The following is a 25,790-nucleotide window of genomic DNA, read 5'->3' as shown; positions in this document are numbered from 1 at the left end:
GGTTGTCACCTGAGAGTCAGTTGTCACTGCCTTTGTTGTCGACGCGGTAGCCGAAGCTGAACCCCACGCCCTGAAACAGCACCACGTCGGCCAGTTGTCTGGCGAGTTCGCCGGCGCTGGCCAATTTGGTTTTTGGCACGTAGAGCATGTCGTCCGGTTGCAGGTAGGCGATTTGCGGCGCCTCGCCCGACAACGCTTTCTCGACGTCGTAATTCATCGCCTGCACCTGATTGCCATTGCGGCGCATGATCACCACCGAATCGAGCCGCGCCTTGACGTTGGTGCCGCGGGCGAGGGTCAGTGCTTCAAGCACCGAAACCGGACGGCGGATCGGGTAGGAGCCGGGTTGCGCGACTTCGCCCAATACGTAGATCTCGTTGCCAGCAGTGGATTTGAGCAGCACATCGACGGTCATCCGCCCCGGCAATTGCGCGTACTTGCTGTTGAGGAAGGCTTCCAGTTGATTGACCGTCATGCCCTGCATCGGCACGGCCCCGATTTCCGGGAAGCTTGCGTAGCCGTCAGTGCCCACGGTGATCTCGCGGCTCATGCCGGTGGCGGGGTGGTTGAGGGCACTTTTGAGATTCTGTTCGTTGCTCAACGGGCTGAGGATTTGCACCGATAGCTGATTGCGGTTGGGCTGGAACAATTGTTTGCGTTGATAGACGCGCTGGATTTCCTGGCGCGCTTCATCGCTGGTCAGCCCGGCAATTTTCACCGAAGTGTTGGCGCCCGGCAGTTCGATGGTGCCGTCCGGCAGCACCAGTTGATTGCCGTTGAGCTGGCTGGCGGCGGTGAAATTCAGGCCGATCTGGTCACCCGACTGCACGCGATAAGCGTCCGAGCCGCTGGTGCTGATGTGAAAGATCACATCCAGCACATCCTTGGGGCGCAGGGTCTGCTCGATTTTCGGCATGTCGCTGGCCTGCGCGTTGGCCGGAGTGGCGGTGAGGATATTCACCGGCATATTGCGGGTCTCGGTATTGCTGGAGCAGCCTGCAAGCGGCAGCAACAGCAGGACAAGCATCTTGGCGTTCATGGCGTCATCCTTCGCGGTTGCTTACAGGTTTTTGTAGAGCCATTTGGGCATGTAGTACTTGCGCCGGTTGAACACGCTACCGACCACTTTGGCCCCGGCTTGCGTCAGCCGTTGCACGGCGGCCTGGGCGACTTCCCAGCGCGTGTCTTCGGCGCGCACCACAAACACCACGCCGTCCACTTGCGTACTCAGCACCAGCGTGTCGGCGGCTGAGTACACCGCATCGCCGTCGATCACCACAAAGCGGTACTGGCTGCCCAACTGATCGAGCAGCGGCCCGAGGCGTTCGGCGGTCAGGTGTTCCATGGTGCGGATCGGCCGGCCGTTGGGCAGCACGTGGAACGGCAGGCTCGACACCTGCACCACGCAGTCCTGCAACAGCGGCGGGCTGTCGGCGCTGAACAACAAATCGCGAAAACCGCGCTCTTTGCTCAGGTTGAGTTGCTGGGTCAGGTTGTTCGCCGACTGGCTCGCATCCACCAGCAACACTTGGCCGCTGCTCATCTGCGCCAGTTGCGCAGCGAGCGCGAGGGCGCTGGTGGTGGTGCCGGCGCCGGGGTTGGCTGCGGTCAGGAACAGGATCCGCAGATCGAGATCCAGCACGGTCGAGGTCAGGTTCGATTCGCTGGGGCTGGCGATGCTCAGGCTTTTGTTGGTTGAACCGTCCATTAGCTTGCTCCGTGGCCGCTGAATACTTTGAAGGGGGTTTTCAACAGAATCTTCAGATCAAGCAAAAGGCTCTGCTCGGCGATGTAGCTGAGGTCCAACTCAACGCGCTGGTCGAAGTCGATATTGCTGCGCCCCGAGATCTGCCACAGGCCGGTCATGCCGGGGTAGATGCTCAGGCGTGCGAGGTGACTGTCCTTGTAGCGATAGGCGTTGAACGAGGTCGGACGCGGGCCGACCAGACGCATGTCGCCGCTGATCACATTGATCAGGTTGGGCAGTTCGTCGAGGCTGGTACGGCGCAGGAAGCCGCCGATACCGGTGATTCGTGGGTCTTGGTCGATCTTGAAATCGATGGCGTCGGCACCGTGCTTGTTCAGGTGGCGCAGCGATTCTTTCAAGTCTTCGGCGTTGGCGACCATGGTGCGGAACTTGTACATGCCGAACTTGCGCCCGCGATAGCCGGTGCGTTTCTGCACGAACATCACCGGGCCTTTGCTGGTGAATTTGATCGCCAGCGCGAGGCCAATCAACAGCGGCGAGATCAGCAGCAGAATCATCAGTGCGCCGAGGCACGCCACCACGCGATTGGTGCGCGACAGTTGCCATGGCCGACCACCGTCGCGGCCGGTGAACCAACCGCGACCCTGGCGATGAATGGCAGCGTCGAGGCGCATGCGTTGCTCGGGATCCAGACGCTTGTCACGGCGCAGCTGTTGAATCGCTAAACCTTGTTCATGTCCAGTCATGGGGTAATCCTCCACTGGTGGTCAGCCGCGAGCGGCGCGTGGGCGAGAGGCAGTCGGGTAGTAATCGCGGAACCAGGCGATGAAGCGCCCGAGTCCTTCGTCCAGCTCTATCCGGGGCTGAAAACCGGTGGCCTGGGCCAAGTCGCTGGCGTCGGCGCAAGTGTTGAGTACGTCGCCCGGCTGCAATGGCAGCAGCTCGACCACGGCTTGCTGGCCGAGGTGTTTTTCGATCAGCGCGAGATAGGTTTTCAACTCGACCGGGTGCTGGCCGCCAATGTTGAACAAGCGCCACGGCGCCATGCTGCTGGCGGGGTCGGGCTGTTCGCGGTTCCACTGCGGATTGGCCTGCGGCGCACGCTCGATCAGCCGTGCAATGCTTTCGATGATGTCGTCGATGTAAGTGAAATCGCGCTGATGCTCGCCGTAATTGAACAGCTGCAACGGCTGGCCCTCGCTGATCGCTTTGGCGAACTGGATCGGCGACATGTCCGGCCGGCCCCACGGCCCGTACACGGTGAAAAAGCGCAAACCGGTGCACGGAATGCCGAACAGATGGCTGTAACTGTGCGCCATCAGTTCATTGGCTTTTTTGGTCGCGGCGTACAGCGACAGTGGGTGGTTGACGCCGTCCTGCACCGAGTACGGCGTGCTCTGGTTGGCGCCGTACACCGAACTCGACGAGGCGTAGATCAGATGCTCGACCGGGTGCTGACGGCAGCACTCGAGCACGTTGAGGAAACCGCTGAGATTGCTGTCCAGATACGCCCGTGGATTCTCCAGCGAATAACGCACCCCGGCCTGCGCCGCGAGGTGGATCACTACTTGTGGACGTTGTTTGGCGAACAGTGCGGCGAGGGCCGAAGCGTCGGCCAGGTCAACCGTTTGCAACTGGAAATCGCCGACCTCACCACGCACCCAGTTCACGCGATCGTGCTTGAGCTGCGGGTCGTAGTAGCCGTTGAAATTATCCAGCCCGAGCACCTGATGCCCGTCGCGGATCAGCCGCAACACGCAATGAGCGCCAATGAAACCGGCAGCACCGGTGACCAGAATCTTCATGGCCGCAGACCTTCGGGCGCGATGTGGCGCAGGCCGATGCCGCTGTAGTGCAGGCCGGCGGCGGCTACTTGTTCCGGGTTGTACAGGTTGCGACCGTCAACGATGACCTTGGAGCGCAGCTTGCCGGCGAGCAATTCGAAATCCACCACGCGGAAGTTTTTCCACTCGGTGCAGATCACCAGCGCGTCGGCATCTTCCAGCGTGTCATCACGGGTGGCGCACAGGTGCAGATCGTTGCGATAGCCGTAGATGCGTCGGCATTCGGACATGGCTTCCGGATCATAGGCCTGCACGCTGGCGCCTTCGGCCCACAATGCGTCCATCAGATAACGGCTCGGCGCTTCGCGCATGTCATCGGTGTTCGGTTTGAACGCCAGGCCCCAGATCGCAATGGATTTGCCGGCCAGACCTTGCGGGAACTGCGCTTTGAGTTTGCTGAACAGGATGTGCCGCTGACTGTCATTGACGTCGGTGACGCTGCGCAGCAATTTCAGCGGCATGCCGTTGTGTTCGGCGGTGTGCAGCAGGGCACGCAGGTCCTTCGGGAAACACGAACCGCCGAAGCCGCAACCGGGGTAGATAAAGTGGTAGCCGATGCGCGGATCGGAACCGATGCCTTTGCGCACCGCTTCGATGTCGGCGCCGAGCAGTTCGGTGAGGTTGGCCAGTTCGTTCATGAAGCTGATGCGCGTGGCGAGCATCGCGTTGGCCGCGTACTTGGTCAGCTCGGCGCTGCGGTTGTCCATGAACATGAGTTTTTCGTGGTTGCGGCAGAACGGCGCGTACAGCTCGCTCATCTGCTCGCGAGCCGCGGCGTCGTCGGTGCCGACGATGATCCGGTCCGGGCGCATGCAGTCGGCGAGGGCGCTGCCTTCCTTGAGAAATTCCGGGTTGGACACCACGCGCACGTTCAACGCGCTTTTGCCGCGCCGCTGCAATTCTGCAACGGCTGCGTCGCGCACCTGATCTGCCGTGCCGACCGGCACGGTGGATTTGATGATCAACGTGCGGTCAGCTTCCATGAAGCTTGCGATCTGCCGCGCCACATTCAGCACATGGCTGAGGTCGGCAGAGCCGTCTTCGTCGGCGGGTGTGCCGACGGCGATGAAAATCAGTTCGGCATGCTCCACCGCATCGCTGGCCTGGGTGCTGAACAACAAGCGCCCGGCCTTGATGTTTTCTTCCAGAGTGCTGGATAAACCTGGCTCGCTAATTGGCGGCACCGCTTGTTGCAGTTGTTTAATCTTGTTCGAGTCTATATCGACGCACAACACGCGATGTCCGACGTCGGCAAGTGCTGCCGCTTGTATCAGGCCAACATAGCCCGTACCAAATACGCTCACGTCCATATTGGCGTGCCTCGTAAGACGGTGGAAGAAGATCAAAATTGAACTGTCAAAAGGGGTATAGCGCAGGGTTGGAAAAGCGTGTCAGCAAAATGACATGTTGCAGATGTATAACACGCCCTGTTTCCGGGGCTATTGGCCATCAAGTGCTTGCTGTATCTGCGTTTGCCGCGGTTTTGACGGGTTTTTCACATTTACAACTAAACGATAGACGGTCGCTAACCAATAAATACAAGCCTTTTAGCAACTTGTGTGTGTCAGATTTGAGTCAACGTTTTTTTGACGCTTTCAGCAAAAGTCCGGCATTTCTTGCGCTTTAATGACCCGGTGCTAGTGTCAGTTTTTGGCCGACAAACTATTGACCAAGCGCCGTCGGGCACGCCATGGAATCGCCATGTTTCGATATTTGAAAGAACTGCTTTTAGTTATTTATCTGCTGCTTTATTTCGAATATTACCTAGAGCGTTTAAACGCCTTGGGGATCGGACTGGCATTACTACTTTTTGGCGCGATGTTTTTGGCGCTGACTTTTGCATTATTACTAACGGCCTATATACGTCAGACTTTCATTCGGCATTTATTCGCATTGGCGATGTTCGCCTCTGCAGTATTTTTTGATGTTTATACGCGGATCACTACCGACTATCTGACCTACAGCAGCTTTGTTTCGCTGGTCTATTCCGGCGGTTTCATCCAGGAAGCGATCTACCAGTATCGCGACGCGATCATCCACGGGGTGCTCAGCGGCTTGCTGCTGTTGTTTGGCATCGGCCTCAAACCACGGCATTCGATGCCGGTGCCGAATGCCTTGCGCGTGGCGGCGCCGATCTGCGGGGTTTTGCTGCTCAGCGCAGTGCTGTTCATGCGCGCCGGGGAGGGCGCACGCGGGCTGCCGATCATGTACACGCCGCTGGCGTATCTGAACCTATTTACCTACGAGGCGCTGCACAACACGGTCGGCCCGCGCGAGCCGGTGAAGCTGGCGCGCACCGGGCCGGCGATTGATCACGACATCGTGCTGATCATCGACGAGAGCATTTCCGGCAACTATCTGGATATCAACGCGCCGTTTGGTGTGCACAGCAACCTTAAACAGCCGCAGCCCGGCGTTGCAGTCTTCAACTACGGCTACGCGGCGTCCATCGCCAATTGCAGCGCCGACACCAACGTCACCCTGCGCTACGGCGGCACCCGCGCCGATTACATGCGCATCAACAGCACGCTGCCGTCGATATGGCAGTACGCCAAACAGGCTGGCCTGCACACCGTCTATATAGATGCCCAGCGCACCGGCGGCAATCTGCAGAACCTGATGAACGATGCCGAGAAAAAGGACATCGACGAGTTTGTGCAATTCGACCAGACCAGCGTGCGCGAGCGCGACATGGCCGCCGCTGCCAAGTTGATCGAACTGCTAAACGACGGCAAACCGCAGCTGGTGCTGATCAACAAGGTCGGCGCGCATTTTCCGGTGCACGATAAATACCCCGACGCATTCATGGCCTACCGTCCGACCTTGCCGCGCGGGCAGTTTGTCGAAATCGCCGACACCGGCAAGCGCGATGGTTTCAACGGTCAACCGGATGACTGGGTGCTGTATCGCAACGCCTACAAAAACACGCTGTTATGGAACGTCGGCGAGTTTTTCTCGCGGGTATTTGCGCAGGCCAATCTGAATAACGCGTTGCTGATCTACACCTCGGATCATGGCCAGGATCTGCACGAACGCGGCAATCCCGGGCTGAATACCCATTGCGGTGGCGATCCGGTGGAGGAGGAGGGTTTGGTGCCGCTGGTGGTGATTCAGGGCGATCAGTTGCAGACGCTGGACTGGTCGGCGCAGTTGGCAGCGAATAAGGATCGCTCCAGTCACTACAACATCTTCCCGACGCTGTTGCAGTTGATGGGCTACGACCTGGCGGGAATTGAGGCGGTGTATGGCAAACCACTGAGCGTGGCGACGGCGGATGAGTTTACGTTCAACTACCGGTTTAACGCGCGGCTGGGGGCGAAGCCTGAGTGGAAGCATATTGATTTGGGCAGCATTGTATTGCCGGGGCAGGCGCCTGCGAGTGTGGCGGTGGAACGGCCCTCACCCTAACATTGCAGCAAGCAATAAACACAACTCGCCCAGTGCGTTTAACTTACACGAACCGTTACTCCATAAAGGCTACAACACCTTGCGCCGTTGCCTACGCGTACGCCAGAATCCGCCGGCTTGTGCGGCTTTGAGGCGGGCTATATCGTTTCCCGGTCACTGAAAAACAGTGATCGGGTTTGGTAGCCCGCTTCGGTACGATCGCATAGCGTCACCTTATTGCAGCCTCTTTTTGCGGCTGAGTTTTATATGGTGGACATGCGTGGGGCTCATTCGTGAGCGCCGGGTTTCCCGTATCGACCGGTCTACCAACCCGCGCATGGCCGCCACCCTTCGTTTGGTAGCGAGGGTGATGGCTCCAATTTTCTCGATACGGAGCTTCATCTATGTTCAAAATCACGCCCAACCCACCGCACACCGATCCAATCCCCTACGACCCCGAACTCGAAGCCGAAAACATGAAAACGGCAACCGAGCGAGCGATCAATCACTACCTCGATCCTGCCACCCACAAGACATCCAAACCTTCACGCAAGCCCGGCCGAATCTTCCTGGTCAATCCCACGGTGGACGACGAAACCCTACTCGTCGAAGCATGCGAAACGCTGTCGTCCGCCACGGACATGGCCCGCGACATCGCCAGTACGATCGATCCGTCACAGCGCAAAGCGATGCTGGTGTTGCAGCAGGTCATCATGCTCAGTGAGCTGCTGGCCAATCGCGTGCTGGATAACCAGCGCATCCCGCAAGCCGGGGGTATCAACTGATGCTCACGACAGCGCCCACTGCCAGAATCATGGCCACGCCCTACACGCCCAGCGTAATGTTCATGGTCAACCCGCAAGCCGACACTGAGTCGTTGCTGGTAAATGCCTGCGAGTCGTTGGCTTCTGCCACGGTCATGCTCGGGGATTTTGCCGGGTTGCTGGAGGGGCCGAACCGCAACACGTTGCTTGGGATTGCGCAGGTGGTGATGTTGGGGGAGTTGGCGGTTAATCGAGTGCTGGATAACGTTGTGCCGAAGGAGTAGTTGCGGTGGGGCTGCTTACTGTTCCTTCAGGGCAAGCCCTCACCCTAACCCTCTCCCAGAGGAGAGGGGACTGACCGAGGTGTTTGGGCGAAATACATCGACCTGAAACATTGAGCCGAACTCAGGTTTGAAAGGCATGAAGATCTGCTCCCTTCCCCCTCGCCCCCTTGGGGGAGAGGGCTGGGGTGAGGGGGCAGCGATTTCCAGCCGTACACAGATTCCAGCCGTACACAGATTCCAGCCCAACCATCCGCTATCCTTCCCCCACACTGACCAATCAGGTGGCGGCATGCTCCACGTCGAAAACCTCTGCAAAACCTACCCGACCCCCCAAGGCCCGCTGCCCGTGCTGCAAGGCATCGACCTGAGCCTGAAATCCGGCAGCAGCCTGGCGCTGATGGGCGAGTCCGGCAGCGGCAAAAGCACGTTGCTGCACCTGATCGCCGGTCTGGACCAGGCCGACAGTGGCAGCATCCGCAGCGGCGAGCATCGGCTGGAACAGATGAACGAGGGCCAACTGGCCAACTGGCGGCGTACCGAAATCGGTCTGGTGTTCCAGCAATACAACCTGATTGGCAGCCTGCGGGTCGAGGACAATCTGGCGTTTCAGGCGCGCCTTGCCGGGCGTCACGATGCGCGTTGGCAACAGCATCTGGTGCAACGTCTCGGTCTGTCCGATTTGCTCAAGCGTTATCCCGAACAACTCTCCGGCGGCCAGCAACAGCGCGTTGCACTCGGCCGGGCGCTGGCCTCGAAACCGAAATTGCTGCTCGCTGACGAGCCCACCGGCAGCCTCGACGAGGCCACCAGCGATGAAGTGCTGCGCCTGTTACTCGAGCTGCTGGATGACACGCCGACCACGTTGCTGATGGTCACCCACAGTCATCGCGTGGCGGCACGGTTGGCCGAGCGCGTCGTGCTTTCCAGCGGCCGTTTGACGTGATGGTATTCCGGCAAACCCTTATCGCGCTGCTCAGCCATTGGCGGCGGCATCCGGTGCAGTTTTTCAGCGTGCTGACCGGGTTGTGGCTGGCCACCAGTCTGCTGACCGGCGTCGAGGCGCTGAACAGTCAGGCGCGTGACAGCTATGCCCGCGCCAGCCAGTTGATCGGCGGCGAGCCGCAGGCCAGCCTGAGTGCGCCGAGCGGCGCGAATTTTTCCCAACAATGGTTTGTCGATCTGCGCCGCCAAGGCTGGCCGGTGTCGCCGGTGTTGCAGGGCCGTTTGATTCTCAAGGATCACGAAACCCAGCGCCTGCAATTGATGGGCATCGAACCGGTTTCGCTGCCGGGCGACAGCGCCGTGGCTGGGCAGGCGATGCCTATCGAACGCATTGTCGAATTCTTCACTCCGCCGGGTAGTACGTGGATTTCACCGGAGACTTTGCAGGCTATGGATCTGCGCGAAGGCGCCACCCCGCAGACCGAAAACGGCCAGACCTTGCCACCGTTGCTGGCGCAAAAAGACATGGCGCCGGGTGTGCTGCTGGTCGATATCGGTGTCGCGCAACACTTGCTCGATCAGCCCGATCAATTGTCTCGGCTGTTATTGCCCAAGGATTTTCACGCTGAGATCCCGGTTGCGTTCAACGGCTTGTTGCAACTCAAAAGCAGCGGTGAGGAAAACAATCTCTCGCGGCTCACCGAGAGCTTTCACCTCAACCTCGATGCGCTGGGATTTCTCTCATTCATCGTCGGCCTGTTTATCGTGCACGCGGCCATCGGTCTGGCGCTGGAACAACGCCGCGGATTGCTGCGCACGCTGAGAGCCTGCGGCGTCAGTGCGCGGATGCTGATCGCCTGTCTGATCTTCGAACTGGGTGCGTTGGCATTGATCGGCGGTGTGTTCGGCGTGATCAGCGGCTATTGGCTGGCCAGCGTGTTGCTGCCGGATGTCGCCGCCAGCCTGCGCGGTTTATATGGCGCGGAAGTGGCGGGGCAGTTGCACTTGAGTCCGTGGTGGTGGTTCAGCGGCATTGGTTTGAGTTTGCTCGGCGCGTTGCTCGCTGGGGCCAACAGTCTGCTGCGCGCGGCGCGTCTGCCGCTGCTGGCGGTGGCCAATCCGCAGGCGTGGCATCAGCAACATGCGCGCTGGTTGCGGCGCCAGGGTTGGGTGGCTGGCGTGTTTGCCGCGATTGCCTTGATCGCGTTGATTTGGGGCAACAGCCTCGGCAGTGGTTTTGTGCTGATGGCCGGGCTGTTACTCGGTGCGGCGCTGGCGTTGCCGGTGTTGCTCAGTGGAGTGTTGAACGGCTTGCTCGGGCGCAGTCGTTCGGTGCTGGGTCAGTGGTTCCTCGCCGATTGTCGTCAGCAATTGCCGGCGCTGAGTCTGGCGTTGATGGCGCTGCTGTTGGCGATGGCGGCGAATATCGGCGCCGGCAGCATGACCGCCGGTTTCCGCCAGACCTTCAATGACTGGCTCGAACAGCGCCTGAGTGCCGAGCTGTACCTCAACCCGAGCAATCCGGCTCAGGCGCGGGAAATGTATGGCTGGCTCAAACAGCAACCGAGCGTGAGCGCGGTGCTGCCGAACTGGCAAGTCTCGGTGACGTTGCAAGGCTGGCCAGCGGACGTGTACGGCGTGATTGACCATCCTTACTATCGTCAGCACTGGCCTCTGCTTGAAGCACATGGCGAGCATCCGTGGTCGGCGCTGGCCACCGATGATGCGGTGATGCTTAGCGAACAACTGGCACGACGCCTGAAAGTTGCACCGGGCGATCACCTGACGATTCCCACGCCGGGCGGTTCTTGGTCGCCGCGCATCGTCGGGATCTACGCCGACTACGGCAATCCCAAGGGCCATGTGCTGGTCAGCAGCAATCATCTGCTGCACGGCTGGCCACAGTTGACGCCGAACCGTTTCAACATGCGCATTGATCCAGCGAAAATTCCCGCGCTGCTGAGTGCCGTGCAGGCACGCTTTGAACTCGACGACAGTCGCATTGTCGATCAGGCGCGGCTCAAGGGTTGGTCGGTGCAAGTGTTCGATCGCACCTTCGCCGCGACCGCCGCGCTCAACAGCCTGACGCTCGCGGTCGCGGGTGTGGCGCTGTTCATCAGCTTGCTGACGCAAAGTCAAAGTCGCCTCGGCCAGCTCGCGCCGCTGTGGGCGCTGGGCGTCACGCGTCGACAATTGATGCTGCTCAACCTCGGCCAGACCTGGTTGCTGGCGGTGCTGACGTTGGTGTTGGCATTGCCGTTGGGGATTGCGTTGGCGTGGTGTCTGGACGCGGTGATCAATGTGCAGGCGTTTGGCTGGCGCCTGCCGCTGCGGGTGTTCCCGTGGCAACTGTTGCAACTGATGGGGCTGGCGCTGTTGGCGACATTGCTGGCGTCGGCGTGGCCGCTTTATTCGCTGTACCGCACGCAACCGGCGGATCTGTTGAGGACGTTTGCTCATGAGGATTAACGTCGTACTGCTGTTGCTTGCGCTGTTTTTGAGCGGCTGCGATAAACCCGCACCCGAGCAAAAAGGCTTCGCCGGGATGGGCGATCAGGCGCAGGCCTTCACGCCAGTGGTACCGGGGCGGGTGTTCAGCTTCCCGGCGGATCACGGTGCGCATGATGGATTTCGCATTGAATGGTGGTACGTCACCGCCAATCTGAAGGATCAGCAGGGCAACGAATTCGGCGTGCAATGGACGTTGTTCCGCAGCGCGTTGAACGCGAGTGCCGGGCAACCGGGCTGGGCGAATCAGACCATCTGGCTCGGGCATGCGGCGGTGACTTCGGCAACTGCGCATCACGCTGCCGAGCGTTATGCGCGAGGCGGCGTCGGGCAGGCTGGTGTGCAACTGACGCCGTTCGATGCGTGGATCGACGATTGGCGGTTTGTCAGTCAGGCCAGCGATTCGCTGACTGACTTGCAGCTCAGCGCCCGTGACAAAAACTTCAGCTATCAACTGCGCCTGACCTCGAGCCGGCCGCTAGTGTTGCAAGGCGACAAGGGCTTCAGTCAGAAATCCGAACAGGGCCAGGCTTCGTACTACTACAGTCAGCCGTTTTTTCAGGCCAGCGGCACCTTGGTAATCGACGGCAAAAGCTACAGCGTCAGCGGCCCGGCCTGGCTTGATCGCGAATGGAGCAGTCAGCCGTTGACGGCCAATCAGACGGGTTGGGACTGGTTCTCCCTGCATCTCGACAGTGGCGAGCATGTGATGCTTTATCGCATGCGGCAGAAGGAGGGAGCGCCGTATCTTACCGGTACATGGATTGCCGCAGATGGCCGGGCCGAGACCCTGCATGCCGGGCAGATCAAGCTTACTGCGCAGGACACTGTGACGGTTTCCGGGCGTTCGATGCCGGTGCGTTGGACGATCGCTATCCCTTCGAAACGGTTGGACATCACTCTTGATGCACTCAACCCTCAGGCCTGGATGGATTTGCGCATTCCCTATTGGGAAGGGCCGGTGCGCTTGAGTGGCAGTCATGGCGGGCGCGGCTATCTGGAGATGACCGGCTACTAAGGGGCAGCATTTTTCGGAGCGTCTATGCTCCTTGGCACGCATTGCGCTGGAACCGATTCTGCGCCGTGCGCTGCCATCCATCACAGGGAATGTACCGCTTATGAAGCTCAAAGCACTGACTCACGCCATCGCCCTCGCTACTGTTCTGTCCGCTGCCAGCCTGTCGGCAGTGGCTGCCGATATTCCATTGTCCGCCACGGTCGAGGCTGACCAGGTCACCACCAAAGTGCTGGCGGTTGACCCGGCCAATCATCAGGTTGTCCTTGAAGGCGCTGAAGGCCGCCAGGTGCACGTCCAGCTTAGCGACAAGGCGAAAAACCTTGCCAATCTCAGGGTTGGCGATCAGGTGAAGGTCGAAGTTACCCGTGCTGTCGCTGCTTATTTGGACACCGACGTGGATAAAGGTCTGCCTGGCTCTACCGAACGTACCGGTGAGTTGCGCAACGCGCCGGGCAGCAGCAACCCGGGCGGCGAGGCATTCCGCCAAGTCCAGGTGCAACTGAAAATCACCAAAATTGATCTGAACAAACATCAGGTCACGCTGGAAAACCCATCCGGCCAATCGAAAACCCTCGACGTCGTGAGGCCTGAGGTTCAAGCCAAGCTCAAAGACCTGAAAGTCGGGCAGAGCGTGGTAGTGACTTACACCGATATCTTGAAAGTGACCAGTCAACACGAAAGTTGAGTACAAGCTCTACAGAATGATTGTTCTTGTACAGGTAGTTGTATGAGAACAATCATATGAAATGTTCGAGCTGGATATTTTCTTGAAGTTTGTCGGTAAATATCGGTCACACATTGCTGTTAACGTTTTAGTACACAAATTTCATGTTCGGGAATGACGACATATCTGCCAACTTCCATTAAAATCCCTCCCGTTCGCCCAGTGTCAGGGCTCTTTACCGGTGCATGGATTGCCAGGCCATTACACTGGGCGAACACCTCCTCGGAGCAGAGGCAAAAAATTCAGACAAAAAAAGGGCGACTATTAAGTCGCCCTTTTTTATTGTCCGCTGTTATTTATCCGCAACTCAGTTATGGCTCGTCTGGCCCATGCCGCGTTCCAGCTGGAGGCGCTTGAGCGTCTCCTGATACATCTTGGTGCGGCGGTGATTTTTGCCGTAGGTGCCCGCCGCGGCGACCGTGCCTGCCTGAATATGGTCGAGATAGCGAAAAATCTTGCGGTGAGAGAGGAACTTGATTCCGTAGCCTTGGCTAAGCATACGGTCTTGCAGGGTATAACCGGGCACTCGGTCATCCATGGAGAAATGCAAACCGCGCGACTTCATCAAACGGCAATTCCACAAGGTGCAGAAGCTCTTGAGATGAGTTTCTCGATAAGGCTTTGGTTCTTTTGAGGGCAAGCCCATGCTCGTTCTCGCCCGACGATAGTAGTGTTTGACAAAGCGCGAACTTAAACGCCATGTATCTCTTAAGATGCCGCGATCAAGTTGCTCTACACAACCGACAGCCGCCATGTCCGGCGCCTTCATGCATTCGCGCATCATCAGTGCAAAGATGTCTTTGTCGTAGACAAAGGTATCGGTGTGCAGCAAAAACAAATAGTCGGTTTCAACTTTTTCCAATGCCAGATCGAGCGCTTTACCATGAGCGATATGGCCATGTTCCTTCCCCGGCGAAGGACGTTCGATCAGATTGATCCAGTCGAGCGAACGCAAGTAATCCAGACTCTCGTCAGCGGAGTCGTTGTCTACGACCCACACCGGAATTTGATGCTGCGTGACGTGTTGGTGCAAAAGCTCCAGGCACATCTTCGTGAGATCCGCCGTTTTGTAATTCACCAAGACGAGACTGAAATTCGACTGCTGTCTGGTTGGTAAATCAAACGTTCTCATAGGTATGACTCATCCGCAGCTTATGGGCTTGTTCTGCCGCGGATTGTATTGAGGCAACCTTAGCTCAAACTTAATTTTCACCGCGAAGCCATGCGCAGCCCCGGCAGATTCACGCTAAAATCCGCCGCCATTGCTCAGCTCAAGGAAGAAAACGGCAGCCGCCGTTGCGTCACGGATGAAACCACTTTCCCTTTACCACCCGGCCCTGTACTGGATGCGCGTGTGGCAAAAAAGACTGTTCCGGCAGATCGCCTGGCGCTACTCGCGTAAACGCTATGCGATGCCTATTGCGTTGGCCGAGCGCTTGCCGTTTCGCTACCTGAAACACACCTCAAAACTGATCCGCAAACTCGGCGACTCCGACCTGGCGTTGCAACACAACAAAGTCATTAACCTAAGACTGGCGGTCGCCGCCATCGACGGCGTAATCATCGCCCCCGGCGAACACTTCTCCTTCTGCCGCCTGGTCGGCCGCCCGACCCGCAAACGCGGCTATGTCGAAGGCATGGAGCTGTCCTTCGGCGAAGCGCGTACCGGTGTCGGCGGCGGCATTTGCCAACTGAGCAACCTCATCCACTGGATGGCCATTCATTCACCTCTAGTGGTGATCGAGCGCTCCAACCACAGTTTCGACCCGTTTCCGGATGAAGGTCGGGTGCTGCCGTTTGGCTCCGGTGCGGCGATTTTCTACAACTACGTTGATCTGGTGCTGCACAACCCGACGGATCGCAGTTTTCAGCTGAAGTTGAATGTCGCGCAGACGCAGCTGGAGGGGGAGTTGTTGTGTGATCAGGCACGGGAATTCCGCTATCACGTGTTTCAAGAAGCGCATCGGTTCGTTCGGGATGGCGGGCGGGTGTTTCGGGAGAATGAGATTTGGCGGGAGGTGCGGGAGAAAGGGCAGATTGGCGAGTTGGTGAAGCGTGAACGGCTTTATCGGAATCGGGTGGTGGTGAAATATGAAATCGCTGAAGCTTTGATCGAGGACAAGCTGGGCAGTGGGGGATGAATACCACTGGGAGCGCGAGCGTTCCATGGTATTCATCCAAAGCGCTAAGCTAATGTCCGATGCTGTTGAAGGACCGGACCGAGGTCGGCAGATAGCCGACCGGTTATTTGGCGCGGCCAGCCCAAAGTGATCAGTTCACCGCAACTTGGCCACGGCGTTTAAGGCGGCGCCGTACGACAAAGGCGATAACCACCACGAACAGTGCGGTCACACTGAAGAAAATGGTGTTGAACCACGGGAACGGTTGGTCACGGTGGGTCGTCGGTTCGATGTGCGTGATATTGGGGAAGACCGACAGGATCTGAATCCGCCAACCGTAGTAGCGGATGAGCGCCAGTTGCGCCGTATCACGCGAATAGCCCTGGGCCTTGGCCTGGATGTCGGCCGAGTCAAATTTAAAGTACCAAGGGAAGCTCCAGCCGGTATCTTCATTGCGATACACCACGACCTTCTTCGTGTCCGGGTCCTCGGTATTGATAAAGTAGACATCCCGGGTCGGGCCGTCCGCAGGGTTCTCGGCATTGATGACCCCGTCGTCATCGACGCGTTTGACTTCGACGCCGGTGATCAGCACTACCTCGTGTTGAGGTAGCACGTAATAAAGCCCAAGCGCAGAGGCACTCAGCGCCAGAACGAGTGCCCCGAGAACCAATCCTTTTAACCACTTCATGTGCACACTCCGATTGTAATGGACGCAATTCTGCCGCAATTCTGCGGAGCGAGTGTAGGTGTTTGGTTCTGAAAAGGCCTGATATGGGGGCGGGGACATTTGTTGAAACGATTTCCCCTTCGGCCAAAAAAGGGGAGGCTTTATCGGAATCGGGTGGTGGTGAAGTATGAAATCGCTGAAGCCGTGGTGGAGGGCGGGGGCGAACGGCCGGACGCCTGCGGCAGGATGAATTAAGTTGCCACGCCACGATCTGTTCCGGGCTTGAACATCAGGTGTTCATCTACAAGCCTGTTCCTGCAACGGGTGACAAATTGCAGTGCTGCGCCGGAATCTTTGAGGAAGAGCTCGAATTCCTCTTCGCTTATTGCGTAATACTCCTCGTAATCGGCCATGCGATTGCTCACCGGAATGCAGACGTAAGACGTCCCCGTCGTCTCTTCTATGCCGAGGGTGAAACGCTCGATCGTGTTCACAAGGATGTCGTTGAATTTCATGGAGTTGACCGTAATCGTGTTTGTGGCTTATTCAATACACCACATTCCTTGCCAGCAGGCTTACAGGCAAATAATGGACCAGGTTGCAGCCTTTGGCGAAGTAAACTCTGCTTCCCTTGAAAAATTCAGGGGCTGGTTCTGGTCTAGCGCGGTGTCAGAAGTGCTTTTCATATTGCTTCAGCATGATCTAGCCGTACAGGTATAAAAGTTCGTCGATCAAGCTCAGTTCGTTCAGGGTGAAGGCCAGGTGCGGATTTTGTCGGATGGACTCCAGGAAGGCTCTGATAGGGACTTGGCGAGATGGGTCGTCGATTATGTTTAATAGTTGATCAGCCTCTGAGGGGTTAGTTTTAAGGTGAGCTGCTATTAGTGTTTTCAGTGAGTTTCGAGCTTGTTCATCGGTCAACATGCGGCTTCTCTGTCCCCTTTCCTTTCTGTTACTCATCCTCCTCCCAAGAATTATGTGTATCTATTGCTGCATCCAACCATGCATAGAAATTTTCATAAGATCCATGAAGCTCCCAGCCATCAGAAGCGTAAGCATGAATTATGACTACCTTTGGGTCGCCGGATGTATCATTGCCATCAAAGCAAGCAATGTCATCATTTGCATTGAATCTGGCAAACGGTATCAAGTCTCTCTTTGGGTAAAGTTTCTTTAGAGTGTGATGCCAGTAGTTAACATCTCCCTCTCCAAAAAAAATGAACCACCACGGCTCTATATCAATCTCCGGGTTAGAGCTGATTGTTTGTATGAAGCTGTTTGGATAAGAAAATTCTTCTCGATCTACAATGTTTAAATGAAAATTCATTCTTTTTCACTCAGTTTAGGCAGTTCATGCGAGCCATATGGAGTCTCTTGTCCGAATCGTTTCGGAGACTGTTTGCCGACGCTCAATTCGATAGCCTCTCCCCATGTATCTGGTTTCTGCCTTTTACGGCGAAACGCTGCTGTTCAGGCTCCGAGACAGGGTCATTATAACCGCGCTCCTCAGCTTCTACTTTAATGCCAGCCTCCCGGGCAGTTCGTGCACGGGTGTTACCCATGCTCGCAAGGTGACCATCAGGCATCCGCACCACGTCAATAGGATCTCCTTGCCAGCCGTTTTTTCTCATGCTTGAAACCAACTCATCATATGTATAGTTAGTCCCCGCTCTGTCAATTTTGTTGTACGAAACAGATGTTTGAGAAAACCTTATTTCGTTGGGGTCAATCGATTTAACTTTGGGGCAGTAAGCCAAATTAGCACTCAACCCCAACGGATCCACCCACCCCGTAGGATTAGGCACGTATTGGTAGCTGTTCAACCCACCCGCAAGCTTGATCGGATCCGGCGTCAGAAACCGTCCAACCCCCGCATTGTGCCATTCGGGACAGATTTATTTTTCTGCCATTCGGGACAGATTTATTTTTCAATTGGAAAATAAATCTGTCCCCTTTACGGTCGTCCCCTTTACGGTCTATAAAAAAATACAGACGGTTATATGAGCTCTTGGCCTCAGTGAGGAGAGTCAATCCTCTTCGTCCAATTTATTCGACCGTCCTGGGTGGTAAGTAACTCCCAGTGATTCCGTCACTTCTATCACAGCCATGGTGTATCTGGATCTAGAGGATCGATCACCAAATCCGGGCTCAAACTTACGAAGTACTATCAAGATGAGCAAATGTGCGTTGTTTGCAGTCAGATATTTTAGGATTAAATCTGACCGGCAACTCAGCTGGGTGCCACTGGACCGGTGTTCTTCGTAACGGTCGGCTGCTTGATTCCAGATATCGGAGTGCACCACGACAGCACCTGACGGGTCTACCCATCGATGTCCAAGGGAATCTGCCATGGCGATTTGAGCGAAAGCATTTACGTTTCTGGCAAGTTTCAACCGCGAAGCCGCCTGCACTACTCCTAGTGTATCGGATGCATCTATTCCCTCATCGCAATCAGAATCGACGATCCAGGGCCTGAAGGGGAGATGCGATTGCTCAGCCTCAGGATCCGCATCCTCATACTCAACTAGCCGAGGGATGTAGGCTTGGAAGGGATCCTCACCGGCAAGTTCGTATGCGACAAGCGCGCTTTCCTCGGCAGGGACCATTGCAGACCGGATGTGAACGTTGATGCCATCGATAGATTTCCACTCGCCATCAACCACTAGCCATTCACCCATTGCGCTACCGATGCCCAGCAGCGATTGCAGTGTGCTTGATGTTCCAGTTAGGCCCACAGTGCCCTCGTTTGCTTCCCGTAGATTGATGCGAGTGGCTAAAGGTCGGCTGTCCGTGGCGTCGGCCAACCAGAGCCCATCCTTACGAGTCAACACTCGTCGATTCAACCAATCCTCCCAAGGATCTTGCTCGTCATAGGGCCCCTGAACCACCGGGAGCTGGGAAAGAAACTCTCCGGCTACCGCATGCAAGGCATGCCAACACAACTGCTCACCATAAGTATGATGGTCGGTGGAGAATGTGTGATGGCCTCTACGGCGGTACACAGTGCGCCCACCCTGATCCGACATATGAGTGATTTCAGAATCATGTTTTCTCACCCATTGATTTATTGCGTCTTCCGCGTACCAATGCGCCTTGCCAAACATCCCACCTAGCTGTGTTACATCGTACTTGCCAAAGTCATAATCGAGATGCAGTGACTTGAGGGGCTTCGACGCGCCCTCAGGCCTAGCTTTATAAAACGAGTTGCCGAGATGCTTGCTCGACTTAGTCACTGGATAGGGGGAGTGATTGACATGTTCAAGCTCGGTTAATTTCGAGTGCTCAAGTGCGAGGCTGCCAGTGCGGCTGCATGTGAGCAGTGCTTGCGCCGAGAAGTGTTTAAAAAGCACATGAGGGTTTTTTGCATCCAGGGCAGTTCGCTCAATGAGGGCTCGGTGTTTACTTATCGCTGCAGGCTCATCCAAGGCAATTCGCGCCAGCGCAATCATGAGCCAGAGCTTCGCATGAAGATGAAAGAACGGTAATTCCGCGGCTTGAAAACACGCCGCATCGGTTGCATCAAACTTCATCACAACCTTGTCCAGAATATCTGTACGACCGAGCCTTACCGCAACCCTGAGGCTGTGCGCGGCCATCCACCGTCTTTCAGCCTGAGGCGCACCAAGCGCGAACCAGATTAGGCAAGCGGCCGCATCAGCTTGATCTCCTGACGAGTAGAGAGCGGATTGCCAGGGACCGTCCACTACCGATGACGCTAATTTGGCTGCTCCTGCGTTCAATAATCGATGCATGGCCGCTTGACCGACACCTTCTGTAGCCGACGGATTGACGTTTGTTGCCAGGCTTAACCAAATGGATGCCGGAACATCGAAACTGGGTCGGGAAAACTCCTTGATCAAAGCTAGGATTAGTATCGGACGATTCATACCTGAAATCGCCGAAAGCTCATCGATATCAGAGATGCTCAGACGACCATATGAAATAAATTCATCCGCACACTGCCGGATAATGATTTCAGCGCAGTCGTGTAGCGCGTTTACAAGAGCATTGGATGCTTGCGACCAAGCGCTTTTGCAGTCGCTGAGAATGCGAAGCTTCTCATGGAGCTTCAGTTGTTCATGGCGAGCAATCACAATGACGTATTGCGACCACATACCATAGGGAATCTTCGCTCCAATTTGCTCGAAAAAGTCTCGCTGCGTACCCCATCCCCAACCATTTAGCTCATGTAGTTTTCTCAGCGCGTCTGCGAGGGAAAGCTCGTCCACCGGGTCTGTCTCGAGAACAAGTGACGCAAGCAGCGTTTCGGCAGCAACCTGCTCTTGATGACGTTGTTCGACATCGACGGGTTGGGGTGAGCCTTTCCAGTTGTTCAAGTCGTTATATTCACGAGTGGACACTTCAATCCGCTCAGCCAGTGAAGTCAGGTACTCATGCTCGCGGGACATCTCACCGAACGTAGACTTCGCCAATCCAGCCAAGGCGCGTGGTACCGCCGCGCCGAATCCGTGAGGATTGTTTTGCTGGTACTGTTTGATCAACTCTTCCGTAAGCTCCTTCTGCCCCCCTAACTGTCGACGCTCAAACGAGTCAATCAATTGCTCAGTACCGCACACATAGAGTTCTGCCGGATTAGCTATGCGAAGGATTGCCAGTGCCGCTGCCGGATCGATTTTCCCCAAGTGGATCAACGCCCGGATATAAGGAAGGAGTGTGTAATCAAGCGTGACCCTACCGCGATCTTCCCACCGCCCAAGCTTGGCTAACCCTTTCACGCCCGAAACATTAGCCATCGCCATGCCATACAGGCCCCAATCGAACTTGTTTTCCTCCTCCCCTAAATTTAATTCACATATGTTGGAAAGCGTATGGCTGTCCTCATCGGATAGCTCCTCCCCATTCAGGGAGCCTGCAAACTGCATCAACTCATTCACGAACTGATAGTCGCCAGAGCCGACGGCATCCATCTGTTCCAGGCCGCGATGAAAATAAACAACCGCCTCCTGCTGGCTGGCTGGAGATACTGCTCGCGCTAAGTCAGCGAATAACGTCGCTCGCTGCTTGACCTCATCTTCTCGTTCGATGGCCAGTTTGGCGGTGTTGGCTGTTGTCCCCGCCAAAACGTGAAGCCCGGGACGGGTGGCCAGCACACCCACGATGCTGATCAGATGCGAAATATCGATAACGTCGCGGGCCTTTACTGCCTCTAAGTAATTGACGACCTGAACGTGCTCTAGCGCAGGCGCGGCTTCAAACACTAGCGTCAGAAGCCGATCGGCCACTAGAAGTCGTTGGCGTTGCGCGTTAGTACCTCCGGATTGGTAATCTTGGCAGCGAAGCAGCTCTGGCCAAAGTTTGATTAGTGGAGTCAAGCAACGCTCACTTTCAAGCGTGTTACCAAAGCAGGCGGTAAATGCACGGGAAATCGTTAACCAGTGACCCAGATGGTGCGCCAAGAACCGAACGGCAGCATTTTTCGTGTCGGCAGAGATACCCATCTCTTGATTGTCCTTGGCGAGTGACTCCTTAGCATGCTTCTCGAGCTCAGCCTTCAAAACTGCCACGAGCTCCGCCCCTTGAAGGGGGGTAGGCATGTGTAAGATTAGATCCGCCAGTTCCTGAGGGAGCAGATGTCGCTCAAGAAGCTCAGTTTCATCTGCGATGCAGAGCAGTGCCTGCTTTGCCAGAAATGCATAAACCTCTCCAGACCAATATTCGTTCATGTACAGGTATAGCGAAGGAGGAGGTATCGGTGTGGCAGCTAGAATCCGGCGTGCATCTATTTTCATTCCTTGCATCTGGGCTATTGATGCCGCTCGTAACAAGCCACGGATGATTCGCGGTTGTTTGTAGCTATAATCTTTTTCCCCCAACCGCACCTGTCCGGCTTTTTCGCAAGCTTGTGCGAGCCTGCTGATCAGGACTTGTTGAAGGGATTGATTCTCCTCAACAAACGGAATCAGAGCTGTCAGCGCTCCTGGGCCCAATAGGTCCGATTTCAAGAAAGCGTCTAGAACGCAGTGCTTGAGGCTGCCCATTTCAGCGCCTAGCCGTAACAAGGGAACTAGCGTTTCGGCTACCTCAAAGGCATACCAATCCATCCATACCGTGAGATCGCGTGCCGCACGCTCACTCTCCCCGTTGACCAGATAGCCAAAAGGCAAAGCAGCCATGTCCAAGACGGTAGGATCCGCTCTGTCGTGCTGTAGCTGATTTTTTCGGTCTTGTTCAAGCCAGTGGTTCCTCCACTCTCTAACCCGATGCGCGTGGTGATAAGCATCTGCCAAATCACCGCCAAGACCATAAGCGATCGTCAACCGCGCGTGACGGGTACCTGGCCAATGAGTACGCAACTCAAAAAGACGCCGAATTGGGTCAACATCCCCTGAAAAGATCGTGAGATCAGGATTGTCGAGAATGTAATCCGTACCACGTTGATCCACTGCGGCAAGCGTCGACAACTCCACTAGAAGTGGAACTAAGCGGTTCGCTTCATCCCTCTCCGCCGCGTAGGCTACTGCAGCTCGCAAGCGCGCGTGTCGAATGGCCTGGCGACTCACAGCGCTTTTGATGGCGATCGGGGTTCGCTCATCAAAAGCGAGGTCGAACAAACGTTCGCCGTCTTCCAGTTGCTGCAACAGGTCGGGCAATGTGGTCGCGGCATAGATCGACGTGGCCTGCATGCCGAGAAGGTTATTTGCAAGACTGCGTAAGGTCTCCTTGTCTGCACAGTGCTGGTCTCGGATGAGAGTCTCTGTGGGCTCATCCCGGAACATTAGTCCATGTTTGGTATGTTCTAACAGTGGGGACAGGTCAGCTGCAAAACTAGCGATGGCTCCCTCCGCCAGTCCGCTCGCCTCAGCAAATTCCCGCACGGGAACCGGTGGCGGCAGAGACGCCAAGCCGGTCAAAAACATATTGATATCAGGGTCACGATAGCCCTGCTTGCGCGCTTGTTTTAGCGCGGACTCAATGCGTTTGTGCAACAGCTCATCTAACTGGACGACGTTGTCTCGTTCGGATGTCGCCAGAACTTCGAGACCATCCGCGACCAAGTGCTCAAGTACGCGAGCGTTACCTCGCGATCGAGACTGAGCAACTTGAATATTATCTTCGCTGTACTTGTCCAGCCGGGTTCGCAAGAACGCGCCGGTCTCATCGATCGTGAATGGCTGTAACTCAAACTGTTCACATATAGCGTCGCCAGTCGCAACGGCCCGTCGATGGGTGCGTGAGCTCACCACCAACTGAACGCCAGGAATCGAACCACCGTCAGTTAAGCTGGAGAGCAGAAGCGCAGGGAAAGATGACTCACCGCGATCTCTGGCTTGTTCGCCGGCGTTGTCAATCGCATCCAACAACAGGATGAGTTGTCGATCATCCCGGAAACGTCGAATCGTCTCTGCGGCTTGATTCATTCGCAGGCGAAACACCCGAATTAGGTCATCGCTGTTATCCGTGCTCGGTAGTAGAGGGTCACAAAAGCCTCGGCAAGCCAATTCATTTACGATATGAACCATGCCTTTTCGCGGGAGATGCCGAGCATCGCCGGGTGTGCGGTACTGCCCCATACCAAAACAATCGAAGAGAACAATTTCATGGGTTGTTGCAAGCCGGCCCGCAATGGAGTTCATGAAGACCGTTTTACCGATACCGCCATCCGCATGGATGAGCAGAGGGACGGTAAGTTGCGGGATCTTCGCGACGGCCTCGGACAGTTGGCAGCGTTCTAAAACGTCGCCAACATCTGGGAAACTTGCGGGGCATGGCAGGAGATCGCGTTCATCTTGCAGTTCTAAGGCTGTCAGAATGTCAGCACGTGATATAACGTTTCGCCGTTGATTGGCAAGATTCGCTTTATCACGAGCCAGCTCCCTGATGGAGTTGAGCCGTACTCTTGCCTGAGGATCACGCGCAGCGGCCCAGTCCGCTAGGATCAGTGCCAAACGATGCTTGCTTTCCCGCAAATCTCCGCGAATCCCCGTAAAATGCAGCCGGCTGACAAACTCCACCAAATCTTTGCCCTTGAGTTTACAAGCTGCCGTGACTTGTTCTGCCTGTTCTTTCGCTGTGCCCGTCAACGCTGTTCCGGCAATAATTCCAGCGACCGCGTCGTCCAGCTCGGAGAGAATAGGACGATTAGTCACTAGCTCGAAACGAAGTTTGTCTCGCGCTTTAACAGTGCCATATTTGGTTTTATGAGATCGATAGGTCTTGGCGAATTTATCAATGGTTTTCTTTGCGTCAGCCGCACGAAATGCTTTGTCTTCCGACGCTTTCGAGTACTTGACCTGCACCACGACGATCTGGTGCGCATTTTCGAATGAGGCAGCATCTCCATAGTACAAAACGGCATCGGCAATCTCATTTCCCGCGTCCGCTGCCCCTTTTTGATCGAGAGGGGAAAAGCCCTCGATCGCAACCCCAATGAATTTGTCTTTCGGCAGCACCAACCCCAGACATTTACGTGCCACCCACGCCTCGTGGAATTCATGACCGTCCCGGGATGCACGGACGCTGTCCATTTTTTCTCGCATTTTAGCCATGGCGATCGAAGCACTCCCTGCTAGCTTTTCTGGGTGTTAAGTACCGATCATGACATTTTCTACCAACGCGGCCTATCCGAAGGCGCCGTTAGGGAAGATCTTGCCGCAGCGGGTGAATCGCCCGGAGTTTGGTAGACACTTTCAAGCCTCGAAAATAGACCGTTGAGTAGTTGCTATGGGCAAGCAATAATGAAATGAATGAATCGAAACTATTCGAATCATGGATCCGCAAGCAGCATCCTGATTTCGAGTTGGCTGGGCGATGAGGTTAACCCAGTGCCCACGAAAACCCCTATGCATTACTAGGGAACGTATCTTTGCAGTTGAACTCAATTCACAAACTTTCGAGTTCAAATAAACATCCTTTGGCTTTTAATCTTTTGATCTCTTCGTCAAATTTGTATTTGGGCAGATCGCTGTTTTTTATGTCGTATTCCTGCCTCAATAGTCGAAATAGTTTTCCAATGTTTTTCTTGGTTTTCTCATCAAGGCTTTCAATTAGGTCATAGCTATCGCTGGCTAGAAACGGAATCTTGCTTTTTAATGTGTAGTAAGCGCTTATGTTTGAGAGCAATCCTTCCGCATCCGAATAATCTTCGTTTAAATATTTGGCGTAATCTTCAAATATTTTTGTCAAAAGGCTTTGTGGCGCTTTTTGATTTTTTAAAACACTGCACATTTCCTGCCAGTTGCTCACATGCAGGTGGTCACCCCAATCGGAACCTCTAGCGAAATAAATCCCTTCACCTTTGAAGAACTCGGAAATTTCATGCTGATCTAAGGCGGTTTCAAATGTGGTTTTCATTGAAGCTTTTCCCAATCGTCGAAGTTTTTCAGTAGTGTCCCAATGTCACTGTTGTGGGTAACGTTTTCTGAGCCGATCAGTGCGGCTTCTTTTGTACCACTTTTCGTTGCACCACCAGGAACCCATTCGTTGGGGTAAGCGCCATTTTCCCTGCCGTTTGGCATCTCGTACTTGAAGCGAGGATCATCTGGTTTGATTTTAACGATATAGATGCCGTCATCTTCAAGACTCTTCGCACCAAGAATCAGCTCCTTGTTTAGGACTCTCCAGTCGTTACCCGCTGCTCGATGTTTGGCGACAACTTCTTCCATCTCAGACAAGAGCCCGACAAATTTTCGTTGAGGGAAGGTTGGGTAACTGGAACCCGTGATCCAACTTTCGATCACTACGAAGGATCCCCCTCTTTTGCAAAAAGCTCTCTGTGAGCGTTGATATAGCTGTCGGGAAGATAATCACCGGGATTAGGCGGCCGATCAGCCTTATTCATATCAAGTATTTCATCGAACTTT

General features: G+C 55.7%; 19 protein-coding genes and 2 pseudogenes. 8 read left to right on the top strand and 13 right to left on the bottom strand.

The annotated features are described in order from the left end of the window. Positions 1-16 precede the first annotated feature (16 nt). The 5 genes from ACP7EE_RS25575 to ACP7EE_RS25555 are packed head-to-tail and all read right to left on the bottom strand — an operon-like array spanning position 17 to position 4,862. Entirely contained in the window at positions 17-1,039 is a 1,023-nt protein-coding gene (locus tag ACP7EE_RS25575; RefSeq protein WP_420649540.1) for a polysaccharide biosynthesis/export family protein, read from the bottom strand. 21 nt (positions 1,040-1,060) lie between these two features. After that, positions 1,061-1,708 carry a CpsD/CapB family tyrosine-protein kinase gene (locus ACP7EE_RS25570; RefSeq protein WP_420649539.1) on the bottom strand — a complete coding sequence of 216 codons (648 nt, stop codon included), beginning with the start codon at positions 1,706-1,708 and terminating at the stop codon, positions 1,061-1,063. Next, a complete protein-coding gene (locus tag ACP7EE_RS25565; RefSeq protein ID WP_420649538.1) occupies positions 1,708-2,454 on the bottom strand; it encodes a sugar transferase in 747 nt (248 codons plus the stop codon). Before ACP7EE_RS25565 ends, ACP7EE_RS25570 begins: the two co-directional genes overlap by 1 nt. Positions 2,455-2,475: 21 nt before the next feature. Further along, positions 2,476-3,513, bottom strand: coding sequence for an NAD-dependent epimerase/dehydratase family protein (locus tag ACP7EE_RS25560; RefSeq protein WP_426237672.1), 1,038 nt, complete (start codon positions 3,511-3,513; stop codon positions 2,476-2,478). Then, complete coding sequence (locus ACP7EE_RS25555) at positions 3,510-4,862, bottom strand: UDP-glucose dehydrogenase family protein (protein WP_426237670.1); 1,353 nt, start codon at positions 4,860-4,862, stop codon at positions 3,510-3,512. The genes ACP7EE_RS25560 and ACP7EE_RS25555 overlap by 4 nt, the downstream gene beginning before the upstream one ends. 391 nt (positions 4,863-5,253) lie before the next feature. On the opposite strand from ACP7EE_RS25555, the gene ACP7EE_RS25550 reads away from it, so the two are divergent. From ACP7EE_RS25550 to ACP7EE_RS25520, 7 genes and pseudogenes are all read left to right on the top strand, one after another. Continuing rightward, positions 5,254-6,960 carry a sulfatase-like hydrolase/transferase gene (locus ACP7EE_RS25550; RefSeq protein ID WP_426237668.1) on the top strand — a complete coding sequence of 569 codons (1,707 nt, stop codon included), beginning with the start codon at positions 5,254-5,256 and terminating at the stop codon, positions 6,958-6,960. A 383-nt stretch (positions 6,961-7,343) separates the two neighbouring features. After that, positions 7,344-7,724, top strand: a complete 381-nt coding sequence (locus ACP7EE_RS25545; protein WP_426237666.1) for a DUF6124 family protein — start codon at positions 7,344-7,346, stop codon at positions 7,722-7,724. Between the two features lie 20 nt (positions 7,725-7,744). Beyond that, a pseudogene (locus ACP7EE_RS25540) lies at positions 7,745-7,987 on the top strand (DUF6124 family protein); the annotation flags it as partial. A gap of 289 nt (positions 7,988-8,276) precedes the next feature. Next, positions 8,277-8,930 carry an ABC transporter ATP-binding protein gene (locus ACP7EE_RS25535; RefSeq protein ID WP_426237664.1) on the top strand — a complete coding sequence of 218 codons (654 nt, stop codon included), beginning with the start codon at positions 8,277-8,279 and terminating at the stop codon, positions 8,928-8,930. Next, the gene (locus ACP7EE_RS25530) at positions 8,927-11,398 is read left to right on the top strand and encodes an FtsX-like permease family protein (protein ID WP_426237662.1); all 2,472 of its coding nucleotides are present in this window, start codon (positions 8,927-8,929) and stop codon (positions 11,396-11,398) included. Before ACP7EE_RS25535 ends, ACP7EE_RS25530 begins: the two co-directional genes overlap by 4 nt. Then, entirely contained in the window at positions 11,388-12,455 is a 1,068-nt protein-coding gene (locus ACP7EE_RS25525; RefSeq protein WP_426237660.1) for a lipocalin-like domain-containing protein, read from the top strand. The genes ACP7EE_RS25530 and ACP7EE_RS25525 overlap by 11 nt, the downstream gene beginning before the upstream one ends. 100 nt (positions 12,456-12,555) lie before the next feature. After that, positions 12,556-13,140 carry a hypothetical protein gene (locus tag ACP7EE_RS25520; RefSeq protein ID WP_426237658.1) on the top strand — a complete coding sequence of 195 codons (585 nt, stop codon included), beginning with the start codon at positions 12,556-12,558 and terminating at the stop codon, positions 13,138-13,140. A gap of 346 nt (positions 13,141-13,486) precedes the next feature. Here the strand turns inward: ACP7EE_RS25520 and ACP7EE_RS25515 are convergent, their stop codons facing one another. Beyond that, positions 13,487-14,311, bottom strand: a complete 825-nt coding sequence (locus ACP7EE_RS25515) for a glycosyltransferase (protein ID WP_426237656.1) — start codon at positions 14,309-14,311, stop codon at positions 13,487-13,489. A gap of 175 nt (positions 14,312-14,486) precedes the next feature. Here ACP7EE_RS25515 and ACP7EE_RS25510 point away from each other — a divergent pair, with 175 nt between their 5' ends. Next, entirely contained in the window at positions 14,487-15,320 is an 834-nt protein-coding gene (locus ACP7EE_RS25510; RefSeq protein ID WP_426237700.1) for a VanW family protein, read from the top strand. A gap of 130 nt (positions 15,321-15,450) precedes the next feature. Here ACP7EE_RS25510 and ACP7EE_RS25505 read toward each other — a convergent pair whose 3' ends face one another. From ACP7EE_RS25505 to ACP7EE_RS25475, 7 genes and pseudogenes are all read right to left on the bottom strand, one after another. Beyond that, positions 15,451-15,990, bottom strand: coding sequence for a DUF1523 family protein (locus tag ACP7EE_RS25505; RefSeq protein WP_426237654.1), 540 nt, complete (start codon positions 15,988-15,990; stop codon positions 15,451-15,453). A 230-nt stretch (positions 15,991-16,220) separates the two neighbouring features. Beyond that, the gene (locus tag ACP7EE_RS25500; protein WP_426237652.1) at positions 16,221-16,484 is read right to left on the bottom strand and encodes a hypothetical protein; all 264 of its coding nucleotides are present in this window, start codon (positions 16,482-16,484) and stop codon (positions 16,221-16,223) included. 437 nt (positions 16,485-16,921) lie between these two features. Beyond that, on the bottom strand, positions 16,922-17,296 hold the full coding sequence (locus ACP7EE_RS25495; protein WP_426237650.1) for a hypothetical protein: 375 nt from the start codon (positions 17,294-17,296) through the stop codon (positions 16,922-16,924). After that, positions 17,293-17,852 (bottom strand): annotated as a pseudogene (locus ACP7EE_RS25490) (RHS repeat-associated core domain-containing protein); the annotation flags it as partial. The pseudogene ACP7EE_RS25490 and the gene ACP7EE_RS25495, both read right to left, overlap by 4 nt. Positions 17,853-17,996: 144 nt before the next feature. After that, positions 17,997-24,476, bottom strand: coding sequence for an NACHT domain-containing protein (locus ACP7EE_RS25485; protein ID WP_426237648.1), 6,480 nt, complete (start codon positions 24,474-24,476; stop codon positions 17,997-17,999). Positions 24,477-24,810: 334 nt separating this feature from the next. Next, the gene (locus tag ACP7EE_RS25480) at positions 24,811-25,281 is read right to left on the bottom strand and encodes a hypothetical protein (protein WP_426237646.1); all 471 of its coding nucleotides are present in this window, start codon (positions 25,279-25,281) and stop codon (positions 24,811-24,813) included. Continuing rightward, positions 25,278-25,667: a hypothetical protein gene (locus tag ACP7EE_RS25475; RefSeq protein WP_426237644.1), complete on the bottom strand. Its 390-nt coding sequence runs from the start codon at positions 25,665-25,667 to the stop codon at positions 25,278-25,280. The genes ACP7EE_RS25480 and ACP7EE_RS25475 overlap by 4 nt, the downstream gene beginning before the upstream one ends. Positions 25,668-25,790 lie beyond the last annotated feature (123 nt).

It is taken from the genome of Pseudomonas sp. TWP3-2 (assembly GCF_049897765.1).
Lineage (GTDB): Bacteria > Pseudomonadota > Gammaproteobacteria > Pseudomonadales > Pseudomonadaceae > Aquipseudomonas.
Note: the sequence above shows the minus strand (reverse complement) of the source record. Positions and strands in the feature narration are given on the sequence as shown.

Excerpts from the sequence above, each read along its gene's own strand:
- ACP7EE_RS25575 (WP_420649540.1), bottom strand. The coding sequence starts at position 1,039 with ATGAACGCCAAGATGCTTGTCCTGCTGTTGCTGCCGCTTGCAGGCTGC.
- ACP7EE_RS25570 (WP_420649539.1), bottom strand. The coding sequence starts at position 1,708 with ATGGACGGTTCAACCAACAAAAGCCTGAGCATCGCCAGCCCCAGCGAA.
- ACP7EE_RS25565 (WP_420649538.1), bottom strand. The coding sequence starts at position 2,454 with ATGACTGGACATGAACAAGGTTTAGCGATTCAACAGCTGCGCCGTGAC.
- ACP7EE_RS25560 (WP_426237672.1), bottom strand. The coding sequence starts at position 3,513 with ATGAAGATTCTGGTCACCGGTGCTGCCGGTTTCATTGGCGCTCATTGC.
- ACP7EE_RS25555 (WP_426237670.1), bottom strand. The coding sequence starts at position 4,862 with ATGGACGTGAGCGTATTTGGTACGGGCTATGTTGGCCTGATACAAGCG.
- ACP7EE_RS25550 (WP_426237668.1), top strand. The coding sequence starts at position 5,254 with ATGTTTCGATATTTGAAAGAACTGCTTTTAGTTATTTATCTGCTGCTT.
- ACP7EE_RS25545 (WP_426237666.1), top strand. The coding sequence starts at position 7,344 with ATGTTCAAAATCACGCCCAACCCACCGCACACCGATCCAATCCCCTAC.
- ACP7EE_RS25535 (WP_426237664.1), top strand. The coding sequence starts at position 8,277 with ATGCTCCACGTCGAAAACCTCTGCAAAACCTACCCGACCCCCCAAGGC.
- ACP7EE_RS25525 (WP_426237660.1), top strand. The coding sequence starts at position 11,388 with ATGAGGATTAACGTCGTACTGCTGTTGCTTGCGCTGTTTTTGAGCGGC.
- ACP7EE_RS25520 (WP_426237658.1), top strand. The coding sequence starts at position 12,556 with ATGAAGCTCAAAGCACTGACTCACGCCATCGCCCTCGCTACTGTTCTG.
- ACP7EE_RS25515 (WP_426237656.1), bottom strand. The coding sequence starts at position 14,311 with ATGAGAACGTTTGATTTACCAACCAGACAGCAGTCGAATTTCAGTCTC.
- ACP7EE_RS25510 (WP_426237700.1), top strand. The coding sequence starts at position 14,487 with ATGAAACCACTTTCCCTTTACCACCCGGCCCTGTACTGGATGCGCGTG.
- ACP7EE_RS25505 (WP_426237654.1), bottom strand. The coding sequence starts at position 15,990 with ATGAAGTGGTTAAAAGGATTGGTTCTCGGGGCACTCGTTCTGGCGCTG.
- ACP7EE_RS25500 (WP_426237652.1), bottom strand. The coding sequence starts at position 16,484 with ATGAAATTCAACGACATCCTTGTGAACACGATCGAGCGTTTCACCCTC.
- ACP7EE_RS25495 (WP_426237650.1), bottom strand. The coding sequence starts at position 17,296 with ATGAATTTTCATTTAAACATTGTAGATCGAGAAGAATTTTCTTATCCA.
- ACP7EE_RS25485 (WP_426237648.1), bottom strand. The coding sequence starts at position 24,476 with ATGGCTAAAATGCGAGAAAAAATGGACAGCGTCCGTGCATCCCGGGAC.
- ACP7EE_RS25480 (WP_426237646.1), bottom strand. The coding sequence starts at position 25,281 with ATGAAAACCACATTTGAAACCGCCTTAGATCAGCATGAAATTTCCGAG.